The organism is Larkinella terrae (genome assembly GCF_009668025.1).
Taxonomy (GTDB): domain Bacteria; phylum Bacteroidota; class Bacteroidia; order Cytophagales; family Spirosomataceae; genus Larkinella; species Larkinella terrae.
Genome location: NZ_WJXZ01000012.1, coordinates 239,030 through 256,693, shown reverse-complemented (window position 1 = coordinate 256,693; position 17,664 = coordinate 239,030). Strand labels below are relative to the sequence as shown.

Annotated in this window: 16 protein-coding genes; 4 read left to right on the top strand and 12 right to left on the bottom strand. The window is 53.7% G+C overall.

Annotation, left to right across the window (positions count from 1 at the left end; genetic code table 11):
• The first annotated feature begins 297 nt into the window (after nucleotides 1-297).
• The 3 genes from GJJ30_RS19510 (at nucleotide 298) to GJJ30_RS19500 (ending at nucleotide 3,384) form a co-directional block, all read left to right on the top strand.
• Entirely contained in the window at nucleotides 298-2,211 is a 1,914-nt protein-coding gene (locus tag GJJ30_RS19510; protein ID WP_154176856.1) for a serine/threonine-protein kinase, read from the top strand.
• 35 nt (nucleotides 2,212-2,246) lie between these two features.
• Nucleotides 2,247-2,642 carry a DUF5684 domain-containing protein gene (locus GJJ30_RS19505; protein WP_154176855.1) on the top strand — a complete coding sequence of 132 codons (396 nt, stop codon included), beginning with the start codon at nucleotides 2,247-2,249 and terminating at the stop codon, nucleotides 2,640-2,642.
• 361 nt (nucleotides 2,643-3,003) lie between these two features.
• Nucleotides 3,004-3,384, top strand: coding sequence for a DoxX family protein (locus tag GJJ30_RS19500; protein ID WP_154176854.1), 381 nt, complete (start codon nucleotides 3,004-3,006; stop codon nucleotides 3,382-3,384).
• A gap of 248 nt (nucleotides 3,385-3,632) precedes the next feature.
• Here GJJ30_RS19500 and GJJ30_RS19495 read toward each other — a convergent pair whose 3' ends face one another.
• From GJJ30_RS19495 to GJJ30_RS19460, 8 genes are all read right to left on the bottom strand, one after another.
• Nucleotides 3,633-4,127: an anti-sigma factor family protein gene (locus GJJ30_RS19495; protein ID WP_154176853.1), complete on the bottom strand. Its 495-nt coding sequence runs from the start codon at nucleotides 4,125-4,127 to the stop codon at nucleotides 3,633-3,635.
• A gap of 7 nt (nucleotides 4,128-4,134) precedes the next feature.
• On the bottom strand, nucleotides 4,135-4,722 hold the full coding sequence (locus tag GJJ30_RS19490; RefSeq protein ID WP_154176852.1) for an RNA polymerase sigma factor: 588 nt from the start codon (nucleotides 4,720-4,722) through the stop codon (nucleotides 4,135-4,137).
• Between the two features lie 135 nt (nucleotides 4,723-4,857).
• Entirely contained in the window at nucleotides 4,858-5,610 is a 753-nt protein-coding gene (locus GJJ30_RS19485) for a caspase family protein (protein ID WP_154176851.1), read from the bottom strand.
• The gene (locus tag GJJ30_RS32065; RefSeq protein WP_170299235.1) at nucleotides 5,607-7,217 is read right to left on the bottom strand and encodes a protein phosphatase 2C domain-containing protein; all 1,611 of its coding nucleotides are present in this window, start codon (nucleotides 7,215-7,217) and stop codon (nucleotides 5,607-5,609) included. The genes GJJ30_RS19485 and GJJ30_RS32065 overlap by 4 nt, the downstream gene beginning before the upstream one ends.
• Nucleotides 7,218-7,237: 20 nt before the next feature.
• Nucleotides 7,238-7,936 (bottom strand): FHA domain-containing protein, encoded by a 699-nt coding sequence (locus GJJ30_RS32060; RefSeq protein ID WP_170299234.1) that lies wholly within the window; start codon nucleotides 7,934-7,936, stop codon nucleotides 7,238-7,240.
• Between the two features lie 47 nt (nucleotides 7,937-7,983).
• Nucleotides 7,984-9,450, bottom strand: a complete 1,467-nt coding sequence (locus GJJ30_RS19470) for a hypothetical protein (protein WP_154176850.1) — start codon at nucleotides 9,448-9,450, stop codon at nucleotides 7,984-7,986.
• 125 nt (nucleotides 9,451-9,575) lie between these two features.
• A complete protein-coding gene (locus GJJ30_RS19465) occupies nucleotides 9,576-10,271 on the bottom strand; it encodes an FHA domain-containing protein (protein WP_154176849.1) in 696 nt (231 codons plus the stop codon).
• 137 nt (nucleotides 10,272-10,408) lie between these two features.
• Nucleotides 10,409-12,265 (bottom strand): serine/threonine-protein kinase, encoded by a 1,857-nt coding sequence (locus GJJ30_RS19460; RefSeq protein ID WP_154176848.1) that lies wholly within the window; start codon nucleotides 12,263-12,265, stop codon nucleotides 10,409-10,411.
• Between the two features lie 20 nt (nucleotides 12,266-12,285).
• Between GJJ30_RS19460 and GJJ30_RS19455 the strand changes: the two genes are divergently transcribed.
• Nucleotides 12,286-12,498 (top strand): hypothetical protein, encoded by a 213-nt coding sequence (locus GJJ30_RS19455; protein WP_154176847.1) that lies wholly within the window; start codon nucleotides 12,286-12,288, stop codon nucleotides 12,496-12,498.
• 228 nt (nucleotides 12,499-12,726) lie between these two features.
• Here the strand turns inward: GJJ30_RS19455 and GJJ30_RS19450 are convergent, their stop codons facing one another.
• From GJJ30_RS19450 to GJJ30_RS19435, 4 genes are all read right to left on the bottom strand, one after another.
• Entirely contained in the window at nucleotides 12,727-14,622 is a 1,896-nt protein-coding gene (locus GJJ30_RS19450) for an aldolase/citrate lyase/malate synthase family protein (RefSeq protein ID WP_154176846.1), read from the bottom strand.
• Between the two features lie 231 nt (nucleotides 14,623-14,853).
• Complete coding sequence (locus GJJ30_RS19445; protein ID WP_154176845.1) at nucleotides 14,854-15,438, bottom strand: LutC/YkgG family protein; 585 nt, start codon at nucleotides 15,436-15,438, stop codon at nucleotides 14,854-14,856.
• Nucleotides 15,439-15,470: 32 nt separating this feature from the next.
• Nucleotides 15,471-16,865, bottom strand: a complete 1,395-nt coding sequence (locus tag GJJ30_RS19440; RefSeq protein WP_154176844.1) for a lactate utilization protein B — start codon at nucleotides 16,863-16,865, stop codon at nucleotides 15,471-15,473.
• Nucleotides 16,865-17,602: a (Fe-S)-binding protein gene (locus GJJ30_RS19435; protein WP_154176843.1), complete on the bottom strand. Its 738-nt coding sequence runs from the start codon at nucleotides 17,600-17,602 to the stop codon at nucleotides 16,865-16,867. The genes GJJ30_RS19440 and GJJ30_RS19435 overlap by 1 nt, the downstream gene beginning before the upstream one ends.
• Nucleotides 17,603-17,664: the final 62 nt, after the last annotated feature.

Here is a 17,664-nt window from a genome sequence, read left to right as displayed (position 1 = left end):
CAACAAGCACGCAAAAGTAAGGAGATTTAGCCCTACCCGGAACCCTCTTACTCGAATAAACAGGCAACCGGTTAACCGTTCGCAATGTCTTGAGTGTACAGAAAAAATCAGGTTAACTTATTGATTATAAAATGTTTAATGAAACTTTAAAATAAAGCGGTTTCGCCGTATATTCTCCCCTCGTTACTTTTTTTTCAATTTACCACTGACTCTTTAGCAGGTACCCGGATAAAGAAATAAGCGGGCGGAAAACCACCGCTTGTTCGCGCCGTAGATTTCTTAAAAACACCTTTTCCCATGACTTACGAAGAATTCCGCAAACGCTACCACTATGAGCCCGGCAAGTTCAGTTCGCCGGAAAACGACGAAGATTTCGGACGCCTTGGCGAAGGCGGTTTTGGGTCGGTTTTTAAAGGCTGGGACACCATCGAGAATCAGTGGGTGGCCATCAAGGTTTCGAACGTCCGGACCGAGCAGCGCGATCTGTCGCTCAAACGGGAGGTCGAACTCGCCAATCAAATTCCCCGGCACGCCAACATTGCCCGCTACGAAGTCTGCGAGCGGTTTACGACCGTTTATGGCCCGATCGATATTGCCGTGCTGAAATACTACAAAGAGGGAAATCTGGCCGAACTGCTGCTGAACAAGACGCTGACGCAACCCGAAAAGGACGATATCATTACCGGAATTCTGAGCGGTCTGGCGCATTTACACCGGCACCAGATGGCGCACCGCGACCTGAAACCGCAGAATATTCTGATTGCCCGGACGCCGTACGGAAAGTACGTACCGTTGATTACGGATTTCGGCCTGAGTAAAATCATTCGGAACGACGAAAACCGGGAGATGTCGATGGCCTTCATGAATTCGACCATCGCGGGTTCGGTGTATTACATGGCGCCGGAGCAGTTGAAGAATGGCCGGATGAATTTTAACGTCGATCTGTGGTCGTTCGGGGTGATTTTGTACGAGCTGATGACCGGGAAAAAACCGTTCCTGGCCGACACCGGCGCGGGTTCTGAAACCGAGCGCATGCAGATTATCCAGCGAATCAATCAGGTTGAGATTCCGGCGCAGTTCGATCAGATTCCGGAACCGTACCAGACGATGATTCGTCAGTGCCTGGTGCACGACATCGACCAGCGGGTTCAGAAAGCCGATACGCTACTTCGGATTTTGTCGCCTTCGGAACCGGAACCGATCGAACTGCCGGTTATTTTGCCACCGGTTCCGGTCAACGCCTACGACGAGCAGCGGTCGTTCAGCGAAGGGTATGCCGCCGTCCGGATTGGTCCCCGCTGGGGGCTGGTCAACACCGCCGGGGACCTGGTCGTTCCGGTTGAATTTGATTCGATTACCGACATTGAAGACAAAAAGGCGCTGGTTCGGAAGCAGGGACAGGCGTCGCGGATCGAGGTCAACGGCGACACCTACCAACTGGTCGTACCCGGACAACCGCGTCAGGAACCGCGTCCGGTGCCAGTTCCTCCTCCGCCCGTGCCGCTGCCCGGCCCGGCTCCGTTCCTGAAAGATGCCTATTTCCCCAAACCGCCGGTGCAGCCTTCGCCCGTTGCGTTGCGGCAGGCATACATTGTGGCGGCTGTCGGCATTGGCCTGATTCTGTTCGGATTGCTGCTGCTGAGTATGGTTTCGAATGGTGTATTTTCCTCTTACAGCGACTCCGACTATGGAAGCTACAATGCTGAACCGAACCAAAACGAATCGGGTTCGAGTCCCGAAAAACCGGTTTTTGGCGGTTTTGTCAGTACGCAACTAGTGAGAGGTCAGGATTTTACGGTCGAAGTACCGCGCTCCATGCAGACGGTCACCAACCTGCGCGACGGCGCGGAAGTTCAGTATTCGAATCCCGGTCAGGAGCTGTATCTGGTGGTTTTTACCGAGCGGGTGGCGGATGTCGAGGCCAATAAAATCTACAACCTGGATCAGTACCGGGAATATACGACGATCAACAGCGAAACTTTCCGGACCCGCAGCCAATCCGACGTGGGCCAGACGGACGAAGGGATGCAGTATATCATCCGCGATGTCGATTATGTGAAAGATGGAAAAACCATTCCGCTGTACTGCATCAACGGTTTTTATAAATCGTCGGACAGGTATTACCAGGTTTTTGCCTGGACGTTAAAATCCAGACAGCCGGACTACGAATCCGATCTGCTGCACATTGTTCGCTCGTTCCGCATGAGCTAATCATTTAGTAGTCAATCCTAAAACGATACAAAATCATGAATGCTGTCATTCTGTTAAGTACCGCCAACACCGTCGCTCAGGCCGGAGTTCTGATGATCGGCGCCGGTTCTCTGCTAGTCGCCGGAGTTATTACTACCGCCCTCTGGAAAACGTTCGAGAAAGCCGGCGAACCCGGTTGGGCTGCCCTTGTGCCGATTTACAACACGCTGACACTCTTGCGCATTGTCGATAAGCCCTGGTGGTGGGTGTTGCTGCTGCTGATCCCGTACGTCAACCTCATCATCCTGGTCTGGGTATTGAATTTACTCGGAAAGCGGTTTGGCAAAACCGAGGGCTTCACGGTCGGACTATTGTTTTTGCCTTTCATCTTCTACCCGCAACTGGCCTGGGGCGAAGCCACCTTTCAGCGCCCGGCCCAGCCTGCGGTTTGATAGATTTGTTTTAATAGATAGCCTTGCAAAAAAATAATTATCCTGTAGTCAAGTAGTTAATTCAAAGATATCGGGCACAGGTTTTTCCTACAAAGATTGCATCCCTATGGGATTTTATCGGTTAATGCTCCGTCGTATAAATCAAGAATTAAGCCTGCGTTGAATTAAACAATTAGACTTTAAACCCTAAACCGGTTTTAGCGAATCCCTCAAACAGCTAAGACACTATCCCAAAGGATACCGGTATCCTTTGGGATAGTGCTATCTTTTGCATAGTGACTGATTGTAATTTTACCGCAACCAGAACGCAGTACTTCCGGTGAATAACCGGAGGTGGTTTGCACATAACCTAATTACAATCATGAATACGAAAGCGAAACAGATTATCACCATCATTTTTACGGTTATCGCCAGCGGCATGACGATATTGAGCGGCATCATGAAATTGATGGGCGGAAACGAAGTGGTGGAGGGCCTGACCAAAGCGGGCGTTGGGCCGTATATCCCGGTTTTGGGAATTATGGAGATTACGTTTGCCGCGCTCTTCATTTATCCTAAAACCATGAAGCTGGGCTTTATCCTGCTGTCGTGCTATTTCGCCGGGGCGATGGGAACCGACCTGTCACACGATAAACCGCTGGTCAATGCCGGTATGGTGCTGGTGCTGGTCTGGATTGCAGCCTTTCTGCGCGACAAATCGATCTTTCTTCCAAACCGCCTGGCGGGGACAAGCGTGAAGTAAAGAATGATACATGTAAACCGGGTCGCTAGAGCGATGATGAATGTTAAATGTAAAAGTGACTGCTCCGATTCCGGTTTTACTTTTACATTCGACATTCATCATTTCTTTTAAGAAACTGTATAAAAATCTGATTTTGACTAGTTAAATCTGCCCCCAACTCCCTAAAGGGGACTTTGACCGGCTTGCTGAAGCTCCTTTAGGGGTTGGGGCAAAGCGAAATAAGGGAAACTTCAAAATTTAGACAACCTCTAATACTCTTCCGGGTCGTTGTAATGCGGGTCGGGGCTGTCCGAATCGAGCGGGGTGTCCCAATCGTCGGGTTGGTGATCCGGGTGGGAGTGCGGAGTTTCCGGTTCATCGTGAACCGCTACTTCGATGTGCGAGGTCGTATCGTCGGGACCGGTTTTCGGGTCGGACGTTACAAAAACTTCCGGTTCGTCGTGATCGGAGTGCGGATGGGCGGAATGATCGGGTGAAGTATGCTGTTCAGCGTCAATGGCTTCCACCCAAAGCTCATCGAATTCGAGCAATCCCTGCTCTTCGAGCTGGCCGTGCATTTCCTGGAAATATTCCACCGCCACCGGCACTTGCAGGCCTTCCCAGATCACCCGGTGTTCGTCGACGGCCTGTTGCAGGTCGGGGTCGGCGGCCAGTTCGGCTTCCAATTGCCGTTGTTCGTCGGGGGAGAGTGTGCCTTCCAGGTAGGCTTCGATTCGGTCGTATTCGGATTCAGTTAAAGCCATGAGCTTGCTAGTTTAATTGGCCCGTTCCCCAAAACAGTTTCTTCAATTGTTCGGTACACTCGTACCGCTTGGTGCGGGCGGTTTGGGGCGTGTAATTCATAATCCGGGCAATTTCGACGAGCGGTTTTCCCTGAATGTAAAACAGGTCGATCACCCGCTGGCAATTCTCGCCCATCCGCCGGAGCAACTGATTGACCTTGCTGACGTTTTCGGAAAAAGCCATCAGCGCATCCGCCGGATCGTCCTCACTCCGGTCGACGTAAACCTCCAGGGGCTGCGTATGGCGGTAACGGGCACTCTGCAATTCATTGATCCACTTGCGTTTACAAAATTCAAAAAGGACGCTCTTCAGACGGGCCGAAGGCGACAACTGGTAGCGTCCGGATTTGACGGCGACGTAGAACTCCGCCATGCCCTGCTGAAAAGCGTCCTGCGCGTGTTCCATCGAGCCCTGATGCGTTTGAACATAGTGGGCAAAGGAACGAAACGTCTGCGCGTAGAGACAGGCGTAGGCCCGGTCGTCGCTGTTTTTCAAACCGGCAAAAAGTAATTCATCGGTTGCAAAGGCACTGCACGGATTCGGAGGCAGAATCATAATCGCTGAATAACTAAAATCTTCTCAATATACGTAAGACTTCCTTCTGATTTACCCCTAAATCCCCTGAAGGGGACTTTTTGCATCTGGAAAATTCTGTGTCCAAGTCCCCTTCAGGGGATTTAGGGGTTACAATTATAAAATCGTGACGGGGGTTGTGTCGGAAAATTTGCCGTAGATGATCGGAATCTGCTGGTTATTCGTCATCTGCCGAACCCAGGTGTTGACGTATCTGAAATGTTCGCTGATGGTAACGATCCGGTTCCGGTCCGTATCGGCGGCACCTTCTGCGCCTTTCACCAGGTAATAGGTAAAAGCGCCCTGCCGCAGCTTGTCGTATTCACCCGAATTTTGACTGGATCGCGACGACGCCATCACCACGACGTTGAGCGACGGATCATTCAGTTGCTTGTAAGTCTGCTGGGAAACCGTGCGGGCGCTGGCTTTTCGCCGGATGCTTCCCGAGTGGCAGGCATCCGCCCAGACAACCTTGGTTTTGGCCGCCGACCGCCGGAAGGCGGTTTTTACTTCGGAATGCAGCAATTCCATCCCGTCGGCTGTGAAAAACGTGCCGTCGGCGCCGTGGCCGGAAAAGAAAACAATGACCCGGTCGTTGCGTTGGGCGCGCTGAAAAAGCTGGAGCGCCCGGATGATGTTGGCGTGGCTGGCCTGGCCATTCACCAGTGTAACGATGTTACCGGCCGGAACACTGCCGCCTTTTGGGCTGCGCAAAAACCGGGTGACCAGCCAGGCATCGTCGTCGGCGTACCGCAGGTCGTTGACCGTGCCCACGTAATCAGCGACACCCATGACAACCGCGTAGGTTTGCTGAGCGAATCCGCTGGCGACGGTTACCAGCGTCAGGATACTTACTAAAAAGCATTTCATGATCGTATGTGATTGAAAAGGAACTCTTCGCTGGGATGAATGAAAACCGCTACCGGGTCGGCTTTTGAAACAGCCGTTTCCTGGCCGGGCGCTGATTCAGCGGGTTGGGCAACCTGCCCGGTTTTGTCGATGTAATATTCCTGACCGCCTTTGGAGACCAGCGCCCGGCCTGCGGCAAAATCTCCGGCTTTGTCAAATTGACACCAGATCATTACCCGGCCTTCCAGATCGATATAGCCCCATTTTGTATCTTTCCGGACGGGAACGAAATTGTCGCTGGCTTTCCCGATTTCGTCGTACACCTTGGTTTTACGTTTTTTCTCGCCTTTTTCATCCACCAGCATCCAGCCGTCTTCGGTTGGCTTTTTATACAGCTTTCCGGCAATTAAAACCGGTGCTTTTCCGGCACTGATAACGGCCTGGCTTACTTCGTCGGCCCGTTTTCGGGAATCGGAATCCGGCGTCGTATTTGGGGGCAGAACGTCGATTTCGGGTTTCGGTTTCGTTTGCCGTTGGGCCGTTCCTGCGCCCTGTCCCTGACCGGTTTTATCGGATTTTGCCCATTTGTAAGTCATCACCCCACCCAGCGTCAGGACGGCGGCTAGCAGGGCGACGGTCAATAGCCGGGAAAGCGAATCGGTATCAGGGGAAGGCCTATCCGTCGAAGCCGGTTCGTCAAATTTGCGGGGCGGAACGGCCGTCGACCTGGGTTCCGGGCTGACGCGCGGATGGATTTGGTCTTCCGCCGGAGCCGTCCGAACGGAATCAACCGCTACCACGGCCACGGTTTCGTCGGCCACCGTTTCCGGGAGCGCATAAACCGGAGCAGAAAACCGGTATTCGTCGGCAACGTCACCGCTAACGGTTTCGATCTGAACCAGGTACGCCGAAAAATTATCTTTGGTTTTCCCGGTACAGCAATCGACCAGCATTTGTTTTTTCTCTTCATTGGAAGTCGTGGTTCCCAAAACATTTTCCAGCAATTCGTCGCTGACGCGTTCCAGCACACCGTCGGTGCAGAGGAAAAAATAGTCGCCGGGTCGAACGTCGTTGAGCACCTGCACGTCGATTTTAACCGGTTTGGTACTGCCCTGAATAGCCCGTTCGATGACGTTGCGCTGGGGATGTTCGCGGGCTTCTTCGCGCGAAATAACCCCGGCTTTCAGCAGTTGATTCACCAGCGAATGGTCTTCCGTGCGCCAGATCACCTTGCCGTTGCGGAGATGATAAACCCGGCTGTCGCCGATGTGGGCTACGCTGGCTCCGGCTTCGTGCAGATATAGTAGGGTTAGGGTAGTCGCCATTCCGTTGCCTTCCGGGTGCCGCGCCAGGTAATCGTCAAACTGAGCCTGCACGTAATCCAGCGCAGCTTGTAGATAAACCGGCGTCGCCACCGGTTCGGGATGCCGGATGAAATAGTCGTTGAAACCCTCGACGGCGATGTGGCTGGCAATTTCACCCCGGGCGGCTCCGCCCACACCGTCGCACACCATAAACCAGGGCTGCTGCTGCGTAGCGTCGTCGGCCAGCGGAAAAATGGTATCTTCGTTATTGCTGCGTCCCCCCTGGAAGGAATACCCCAAAGGCTGGTGAATGGTTAGTTTCATGGGAAGTGGGCCGGTTGGTACTAGTTGAAGGATAAAATGGTGCGGGTGTAGTCGCTGCCCTCCACCTGGCGGTGCGCTTTCTGGAGGGATTCGGACATCTGGTAGGTTTTCAGCACCACTTTGGTTTCGCCGATCTGAACGGTGTCGCCGTCTTTCAGGTAGATTTGTTCCGAAGGATGCAGCGCCGGTTCCTGGCCGTTGAGGTAAGTTCCGTTCTGGCTTTTTTTGCGGGTGCCGTCGGGTTGGCGGGCACCGTCCTGAAGCACATAATCGACCTGCCCCATTTTGTTGATTTTCACTTCAATCGTGCAGTGCGGGCGGCTCATGTACCGGTCTTCCGTCTGAATCATCAGATCGGAAGGCGATTTCTGAGAAATCCGCCCCACCGTGTTGAGCCCTTTTTTCAGATTGAACGTCTGTGAGGCCGTTTTTTCATCATGAACGATCAGCCAGCCGAGCACTTCCGGCAGCGCCGGTTTGGCATCTCCCAGGCCCTGGATCCACGTTTTCTCGGTGTCATTCTCCTTGATCGCCGTTTCCTCATCCGAAGCCGCCGGGACCGGTTTTTGGGGCGCCGACAAACTCGCGGGTAAAGGATTTAAGTAACCACATTTCGGACATTTTACTTCTTTGGCCTGCGTGGGGACTTTGACCCGGACGGTGAGACCGGCGCGGCAGGCCGGATTTCCGCAAGTGAGAGTGAGTTCCTGAACGTTCATAATAGTCTGACAAAAAGCAATTTACGGAATCAGTGGGGCAAAAGCGCTCAGGCAACCCAGTCGCTGACGTCGGCGTTGTTGTCGTAATCGTTGCTGGCCATCCGGTTTTCATCGGACGAAAAACTATCCATCGTCGGCGCTTCGAATGGGTGCTCCAGGGGAGCCGCCGTTAAAACTTCGCCGGTTTCCATGTTAACCTGCGCAACGGTGTCGAACTGGTGGTCGCCGTCCACATCGATGACGGTTTTTCCGTCCTCCAGCATCACAATGTCCACATACCCATCTTGGTTGGAATCGCCCAGTTTGACGTCGTGGCCATCCTGACTGACGGTTACAACTTCCACTTCCGGGGTCGTGTCGCTTGATGAAGGCGTCGACTGATTTTGGGAGGTGCCGAAGTCGCTTAGAGCGGGGGACCGGTAGACATCAGTCATTGGCGCGGAGGCAATCAATTCGTGCGAGTTGGGATCTAGTTCAACCCGGGTTTCCAGAATACCGTCGTTGTCGGTATCCACCGCTCCGGAAGTTCCGTCGACGATCACCACTTCGGCATCGCCGTCGTGATCCGTATCTCCGGCGACGATTGTATGTCCCTGGTATTCAGTTGTAACAACATCCGGTTTGTTTTCGGAAGCGGTTTCGTTCGAAACCAGTCGGGTCTCGTTCGACTCCAGTGCGCTCATTTTCGGCGCTTCGAAAGTCGTCGCCAGCGGAGTCTGGGCCGTGACTTTGTGGGTTTCCGGATCAAATTCAACGCGGGTTTCCATGATGCCATCGTTGTCGCGGTCGATAGCCCCCGAGGTTCCGTCAATGACGATCACTTCCGAGTCGCCGTCGTGATCCACATCGCCCAGCGCAACGGTATGGCCGTTGTATTCGCCAACTTTGATATCGGGCTGGCTGGCTTCGTTGCTCACCGTATGGATTGGGGTCGAGCCGGTTTCGTCCTGAAGCGAAGCGGCATACTCTTCCCGTTGCTTTTCGGTCATCGCTTCCCACTCTTCTTTGTAGTAGGTGTTGTACAGGTGATCGTTCCATTCAAAATAACCGCCAGGGCCCACTTCCGCACGGGCGGTTTTGAAAGCGTCTTCGAAAGACATGTCGTCGGTAACGTGGGTAGCAACCATGGGTTCGTGCGAGTTAGAAGTTTCGTTTTCTGAAGGAGTGGTTTGGGAGGAGGGAGTCGCATTTGGAGTTACTTCCGGGCGGGGATTGGTGCTGACGTGCGTGCTATCGGAAGGCGTTTCGGTCGACGGTTTGGGTTCTTCCACTTTGGAAGGCGTTTCCGTAGCCGGTTTGGTTTCCGGATGCGTGTTGTTGGCTTTGCCATCTTCTTCGCTCATGCCCCAGGCGAAGGCGCTGCCACCGGCGATGGCGGCTGCTCCGCCCAGACCGGCGAAAAGGGCGGCTTTTTGTTTGCCGGTCAGTTTTTTACCACCGGTTTTGGCTACTGGCGTAGCCTGATCGTTTCCGGTTTGCGTGGGCTGATCGAAGGATTCGGAAGTCGGGTTCATTGTCGGAATGATTTAGTATGTGAGCTGATTTTGAGTCGCTTTGTTGCGCTTTCTACTTCTTTATCCGGGCCGCTTGCGGGATGTCAGTGCCCCAGTGAAAAATTTTTTCAATTTTTTTTCGGGGATCAAACCCACAGGCATTTGCAATACCGACATTGCCGTTGCCGCACCAGTTCGCTGTAGGGAACGTAGCCCAGAAACTGCTGACAGGCGGGGTTCGGGCATTTGTAATCGCGCCGGAACGCTTCGTCCAGCACCTGAACCCGTTCGGTGGTATTGAAGACGTACGCATCGATCAAAGCCGCCAGCGGAAAACCAGCGTACGGAACCCAGCCAATGGCGACCCGAATCCAGGCTTTTTTCTTCGGATCACCGGTCAGAATTTCCTGTTTCGCCGTCATATACTGTTCATAGTGCCAGCTCAGGCGGGATAGCTCTTCGGCAAAATTACCGGCAGGTGCCACGGGGGTTGGTTGCGGAATCGGGCCGGGCGGTTGGTTCGGCAGCGGTTTGGGAATGGGAGGAGGAATTGACGCCGGGGGCCGGACTTTCTCGAAAAGCGTTCTGACGTCCAGTTTGGCGATGGTTCCCAGCACCACGTCGCTGCTCGGCGTAATCATTTTCTGCACAATCCGACGCCCGTCAACCTCGGTTCCGTAGGTGGAGTCGAGGTCTTCGAGCAAACCCAGAAAGTCGGTGTACAGCGTCAGCCGGGCGTGGTAGCGACTGATGCCCGGTTTTTCGAGCACCACGTCATTGTCTTTATTTTTTCCGATCCGGATCACGCGCAAGGCGGTCGGCCGGGAAGCATCGGGCGTCATGGTTTGGCAAGTTTAGGGTTTGAGGTTTAACCGTTTAGTGTTTATGGTTTGCGGTTTATAGTTGCATTGATTACCCTGTTTATCAATACGTTGTCACTTAAACTATAAACGTAAAACCACAAACCTTAAACTATTTTTTACCAGCGTATCGAGAACTGGTTTAATCGCTTCTGGGCATCGGCGTAACCCAGCCGGGCGGCTTTTTTGTAATAGTCAACGGCAATCGTCCAGTTCTGGGTGACGCCCTGTCCATAATCGTGCAGATAACCCAGGTTATACAGCGAATAGACGTTGTTCTGCTCAGCGGCTTTCTGGTACCAGAAACGGGCGGTTGCATAATCGACGCCGTTGCCGCCGATGTAACCACCGTAATAAAGCACCCCGAGCGAGTTCTGCGCATCCGCGTAATTCTGGCTGGCGGCTTTCCGGAACCAGTATTCGGCCTGCGAATAATCCTTGCTGACGCCGTAGGCGTACTGGTACGACAGCCCCAGCTTAAACTGAGCCCCGGCGTCACCGCCTTCGGCACCTTCCCGGTAATAACGGATCGCTTCGTAATAGTTTCGGTTTACGCCGGTGCCGTTAAAATATAACTCGCCCAGATTGTATTTGGCTTTGGCAATACCGCCCGCTGCGGCTTTTTCGTAATACTCCCGGGCTTTCGGCAGGTCGACGGCCACGCCCATGCCGAACTGATACATCGCCCCGATGTTACTCAGACTCAGGAGGTAACCCTGATCGGCGGCTTTCCAGTACCAGCGCAGGGCTTCGCTGTAATCCCGCTGCGTTCCCGTACCGGTGTTGTACATGTACCCCAGGTGGTGAATCGCTTCGGGCGTCATGAAAGGCGAATTCCGGTGTTTATAAAGCAGAAAAAACGCTTCGGTGTATTCGCCCTTGTTGGCCAGTTCAACACCTTTCGTGATGTCGCCTTTCACAAAATACGTCCAGGCTGCGAACAACCCCCCGCCCAGCACCAGCAGCGCCACAAAACCGATGAGCACATTCCGGAGCGTGTGGGATTTCTTTTCGGTCTGTTTCTTCGGACCATCGTCCGGTTTTTTCGGGTCAGGAATTTCGTTTTTCACCTCCTCCGGTTTCACCACTTCCCGGGGCCGGACATCGTCGGGCAGGTTCACCCGGTTCGGGTTCCGGATCAGCGTTTTGTCGTCATCATTTCCCGGAAAAACCGGTAGCGGTTCGGCCAGTGCTTCTTTAAAAGCCGCACAACTCTGAAACCGCTCGCCGGGATTCTTGCTGGTGGCTTTCTGAATGGCCGCGTTGACGCGCTGCGAAACGCCCGGAATGAACGGCAGCGGTTTTTTAACAATCTCGGCCTGAACGGTATACGCCGATCCGTACGAATCGTCATACGGTTTTTTGCCCGTTAAAAGTGCGTAGAGGGTGACGCCCAGCGAGTAAATATCGGTGCGGTAATCGATGGATCGGGGCGTGGTAATCTGCTCCGGGCTCATGTACTGGGGCGAACCGATGTTGGTATGCGTTTCGGTCAGTTCCAGATTGGCGTTGACGATCTTGGCAATCCCGAAATCCATCACCTTGATTTGGCCGTTGCGGGTCAGGAAGAGGTTGGAGGGCTTAATGTCGCGGTGGATGTAGTTTTTCTGGTGGACATACGCCACCGCATCCAGAATGTCGTTGAACCATTTGAGGGCCTGCGCTTCGGAAACCGGCCCGCGTTCGATCAGATACCGCCCCAGGTCTTCGCCCTCCAGATACTCCATAATGATCGCCATCGTACCCGCATCCTCGTGATAATCAATCACCTGACGGATGTGCGGATGTTCCAGACTTACCATCATTTTGGCCTCCAGCCGGAACCGCTCGGCCAGCTTTTCCTTGAGTTCCATCCCCGGCTTCAGCACTTTGATCGCGAAGCGTTTTCCGAGCGCGTTCTCGGCGTACCAGACGGTGGCCATTCCGCCTTCCCCTAATTTCTGGCTTAATGTGTAGGTAAGAAGTTGCGTTTGCATAAAACTCCGACGTAAAGGTTATGAAGGCTGCGAAAGAGCAGGCTAATTCGTTGTCATTGAGTTCATCAATCTTTCCGGGCGAATGTCAGCGGATTTTGAAAAATTGCTCAAAATTCTTTTTCCTAATTCCTGATTATCAACTAGATACAGAAAGAAAAGCCCAGGGAATTTCCTTTCAAGGCAAAGAATTCGGGCTTGCAACAACGCGCGGCCGGGCCGTAAAAATGGAATGAATTAAGCGGCTCAATTTCCCGGCTAATTCGTAACTATTCAATAGTTACTGCTAACGATTTTATTTTGCGGAAATGCGGGCGAAAGGGAAGCTGGTGGCCTACTAAAAGGACTTGTCAATCGGAGAAAAAGGTGACGCTACTGACCATTGACAGCCGTAACGTCACCTGACGGAAATGTAGTCTGCGTAGTTTTCTGGAAATGGCTTATTTCCAGCTAATTGTCGTGAATTAGCTGGCAACGGGATTCGTCGGGGCAAAATCCAGGTTTTCGGTAATCCGCTTTCCTTCGGTTTTGAGCGTGTTCATATACAATCCGATGCGGTTTTTCGCCACGGCTAAATCCAGGTTGTTGAGGTTGATGTTCAGCAGGTCGATAAACCAGGGCGGTTTTACTTCGCTCAGAATATACACATTCGCGATTTCCAGGGCAATGGGCAGCGTCGTGGTTTTCGAGTTTTCGTAAACATCCTTACTGGCGGCTTTCAACAGCTTTTCGTATTCTTCGTCCAGCAGTTTCCTGTACAGTTCTTCCGAAAAAACCGCTCCGGCTTTGGTGCCGGTTTCCGGGTCATCTTCGGTCAGCGTTGCGCCCTTGTGCAGCCATTCCCAGAGAATACTCAGCCGAATTTCGCCGGTCGCCATGTCTTCCATCAAGTACAGAATATCGTCGTTTCCGAAGAAATCCGCCGGTTTCAAAGCGGCTGCCTGCATGCCCTGCCCGAACGCATTGCCGTATTGGAGGGCCACACTCAGCAGGTTGCGCGCGCCCCGAATGTCGGTCGGAGCCGGTTCAATCAGAATTAGTCCGTCGGCATCGGCCTGCGTGTACGTCAGTCGCGGAAACGCCCGGCCCAACTGGTTAGCGGCCCCGATTTCCGCCCAAACCGGTCGGACAATGTGCACCATTTTCCAGTGCGCCACCCACTTGCCGCTGGCGCCTTCGCGTTGCTCGCGACCGGCACCCGCCACCGCCTTCTGCATGCTGGCCGAAACGCCTGCTTCCGAACCCACCGGAATGTTCGGTTCCATTCCGCCCTGCCACAACGCAAAATTACCGTGAAGATCCGGGGTGTTGACCGCCCGGCGAACCCGGTCTTCGTAGTTCCGCATGTAGCCGTACGTCATCGTAATGGCTTCGATGTTCGGGTTGATGAAGGTTTTATCCCACGCCATCGCGTCCGAAACGCTGTTGATGTAGTCCCAGCGACCGGTGTTGTAGCCCACGAAATGCTTGCCCAAAACCGCCCGGATTTCCATCAACTGGTGCGTCGCTTCGAGCTGTTCAACGAGCACGTAGACTTTGATGGTGCCGGTTTCGAGCCCCAGGTGGTTTTCCAGCGCCGTGAGCAGCTCGTTCCAGACGGCGGCTTCTTCGGCGGTTTGGATTTTGGGCAGGTACAGGACGACGGACGACCCGGCCTGTTGCAGTGCCTGATAATTATTGACCACGTAAAGCGTCGCGTCGACAATCGACGCGGCCAGGGCCGTTCCTTCCGCATCCCGGATGTGCCGGTCGTCGAGGTGCAGCCCGCGCGCCCGGAAGATTTTGGTGGTGAAATTCAACTGGTTTCCCCAATCCGTAATGATTTCCCGGCCAAGAAACGAAACCGCCCAGCGGTTCATTTCGGCCGCAACCTGTTCGGCGGCTTTCAGAAAAACCGGGTCTTTGTGAATGGCGAGTTTCAAATTGCGCTGGTTATCGAGCGACATGGTTGTGATCTGACCGAGCGCGTCTTCGCCATCGAACATCCAGCCGTCGGCGCCCGACAGCAGGGCGTAGGCCACGTTCCGAATGCTGTTTTCGACCGGTGCGTTGGGTTTGGCCGCCGGTCCCGTTCCCTGAATCCACTGCCGTTGCAGATCCGCCGGAATCGGTGAGCCCTCAAACTTGCCGTCGCGCGCATCCTGAACCCTGATGCTGGTTCCGGGAATGACACTTTCCGGATCGAGAAACGTAATCCGCTGGTGCTGCTGCCGGCGATCCGTCCGTCGTTTCAGCCGGGTTGCCATCACCGCTTTAATCCGCTTGTTGAAGTGAGCCAGCGCCGAAAGCGCCGAAAGCGCTTCGGCGGTATACACATCCCGGTACGTTTCTTTCAGGTTGTCACGAATGATAATGCTCATATTCAGGAGGTTAGCTATAGAATAGAAATGATAAATGATCAATGTAGACCGTAAAAGGCTGATTTGGCGACTACTTTTGCATTCCTCATTGTACATTTAACATTGAGAGATGTCTAAAATTTAGATTTTTCCTTTCTGCCCCCCACCCCCTAAAGGGGGCTTGCATCGGTGTACTTAAGCCCCCTTTTGGGGGTGGGGGGCGATGATAGGTGTAATCTTATTTTAGACTCATCATTTTAAAATAAAAACCGTCATGGTAATGGGTCCGTGGGCGCCCATGACGAGGGCCTGTTCGATGTCGGCGGTTTTGGAGGGGCCACCGATGAATGCGCCGAAACCGTAGTCGCCCTCGCCAATCTGCGCGTAGGCTTCGTGGAGCGTTGGAACGATGGTTGCGACCGGGACCACCACGGCCAGATGCTGGCAGATATATGGGATAATCCGCTGCCCCATGCGTTGTTCCGGGAGCCAAACCGCCCCGTTTTCTGCCACCGCCAGCTGCGCTTCGATCACGGCCAGTTCCACATCGTCGAACGTGCGCGGATCAGCCGTCGTAGACAGTTGCTCAAAATAACCGGCCAGGCCGGGCAGGGTGGTTAGGATGCGTTTCGTCGCGTCAAAATTCTCCCGAATCCGGTCGTTGATTTCCGCAAAATTTTCCACTTCAAAAACGCTTCCGCCGATGCCGGTAAAAACCGCCCGGTATCTGGCAACGATATCCTGATCGGTACCCTGAAACGCCGAAATGTCGGGCAATGGGCTGGCGGGTGGCTGGTTTTTCAAAACTGCAGCCAGAATACTTTCTCGGGTGCTCATGCCGGTTTTCAGTTACAGTAATTAGCGGTTTTTTATTTTTTATCGGAACCGTTTTCTTTCTGGTTTTTGGCGTACCATTCCCCAAATGACTCCTTTGGTCCGTCCGGCATTTCGCGCTGTTTGTACCAGGGATTGAGCTTGTTGTTGATGGCAAACGGGATGTTGTTCAGCACCCACCGCCCCGCCCGGCCCATGCGCGTATACGAGTTCGGCGACGATAACGTCCAAGCCATTGCTTTCATGCCCAGTACTTTGGTGTTGGCGGCAAAGCCTTCTTTCACGATCACCTGCCGCCATTGGTACAACTGATCGTGAATGTTGATTTTCACCGGACAGACGTTGGAGCAGGAACCGCAGAGCGTTGACGCAAACGGCAGGTCCGCGTGCCTCTTCATGTCCAGATTCGGGGCCAGAATGGCGCCGATCGGCCCGGAAATGGTGTTGTGGTAACTCAAACCGCCACTTTTCCGGTAAACCGGGCAGGTATTCATGCAGGCCCCGCATTTGATGCATTTCAACGATTCCCGGAATTCGGGCCGACCCAGTTGGCGGGTTCGTCCGAGATCGACCAGAATCAGGTGCATTTCCTGCCCTGCACGCGGTTTTTTGAAATGGCTGGAGTAAATCGTGATGGGCTGGCCGGTGGCGCTGCGGGCCAGCAGCCGTAAAAAAATACCGAGGTGTTTCTTCTGCGGAATGATCTTTTCAAGGCCCATTGACGCAATCTGCACGTCTGACAAATGCGCGCCCATGTCGGCATTGCCTTCGTTGGTACAAACCACGTATTCACCGGTTTCGGCGACGGCAAAATTCACGCCCGTGAGGGCCGCACGACGGGTGATGAAGGCATTGCGGAGGTGCCGCCGGGCAAACCGGGTCAGCGTAGTCGGGTCCGAAACGCCTTTTTCGGTGCCGAGGTGTTCGTGGAAAATCTCGCCGATTTCCTCCTTCCGCTTGTGGATACAGGGCAATACAATGTGGCTGGGCGGCTCATTATCAAGCTGCTGGATGTATTCGCCCAGGTCGGAGTTGATGACGTCGATGCCGCGTTCGGCCAGGTATTCGTTCAGGTGGCATTCTTCGGTGAGCATCGATTTGCTCTTGATCATCTGGTTGATCTCCCGCGCTTTCAGGATCGAATACACAATGCGGTTGTGCTCCTCCGCGTCAGACGCCCAGTGAACGGTGATGCCGTTTTTGATCAGATTGGCTTCAAACTGCAAAAGGTAATCGTGCAGATTGGACAACACATTGCTTTTGATTCGGGAAGCGGTTTCGCGCAAAGCTTCCCATTCCGGGATTTGTTTCGACGCAATGTCCCGCTTTTGCCGAATCCACCAGAGGGCGCCATCGTGCCAGTTGACGTGTTCCTCGTCCCTGATAAACGCTTCCGCCAGCGCGGCATGGTCTTTCGTTTTGGTTTCCATCACAAGGTCGAATTTAGAATTTCTGCAATGTGTACGGCCTTTACGGCGCTCTTGTTCCGGTGCAGAATGCCTTCGAGGTGCATCAGGCAGGAAAGATCGACGGAGGTAATGTATTCGGCCCCGTTTTTCACGTGGTCAGTAACCCGATCCCGGCCCATTTTGACCGAAACCGCTTCTTCGGCCACGCAAAACGTGCCGCCAAAACCGCAGCATTCGTCGGGGCGGTCCAGATCGATTAGTTCCAGGCCGTCCACCATGTTGAGCAACTGAACCGGTTTGGAAAACGGCCGGGCGTTGAGTTCGCTCATTTGCGCCAGATACAGCCCCCGCAATCCGTGGCAACTCTGGTGAATCCCGACTTTGTGCGGAAACCGGGCCTTCAGATGATCTATTTTCAGGACATCGGTCAGAAATTCCACCAGTTCGTAAACCTTCGACCGAACCCGCTCCGCCAGCGCCGGATCGTTCGTCGAGTGCAGGTGTTGCTTGACGTGCAGCACGCAACTGGCCGAGGGCGCGACGATGTAATCAAAACTGGCAAAGTTTTCCAGAAAAAGATCGTTGCATTCCTGCGTCAGGTGCTCAAAACCGGAGTTCGCCATGGGCTGTCCGCAGCAGGTTTGCCGGGGCGGATACACCACATGGAGCCCCAGTTTTTGCAGCAATTGCAGGGTGGCGATGGCGGCCTGCGGGTAAAACTGATTTACGTAACACGGGATGAAAAGTCCGACGGTCATAAGGCAGGGTTTCTTAGACGCTTTACTTTCCTAAAGCAGTCAGAACGATAGATTTACTAAAA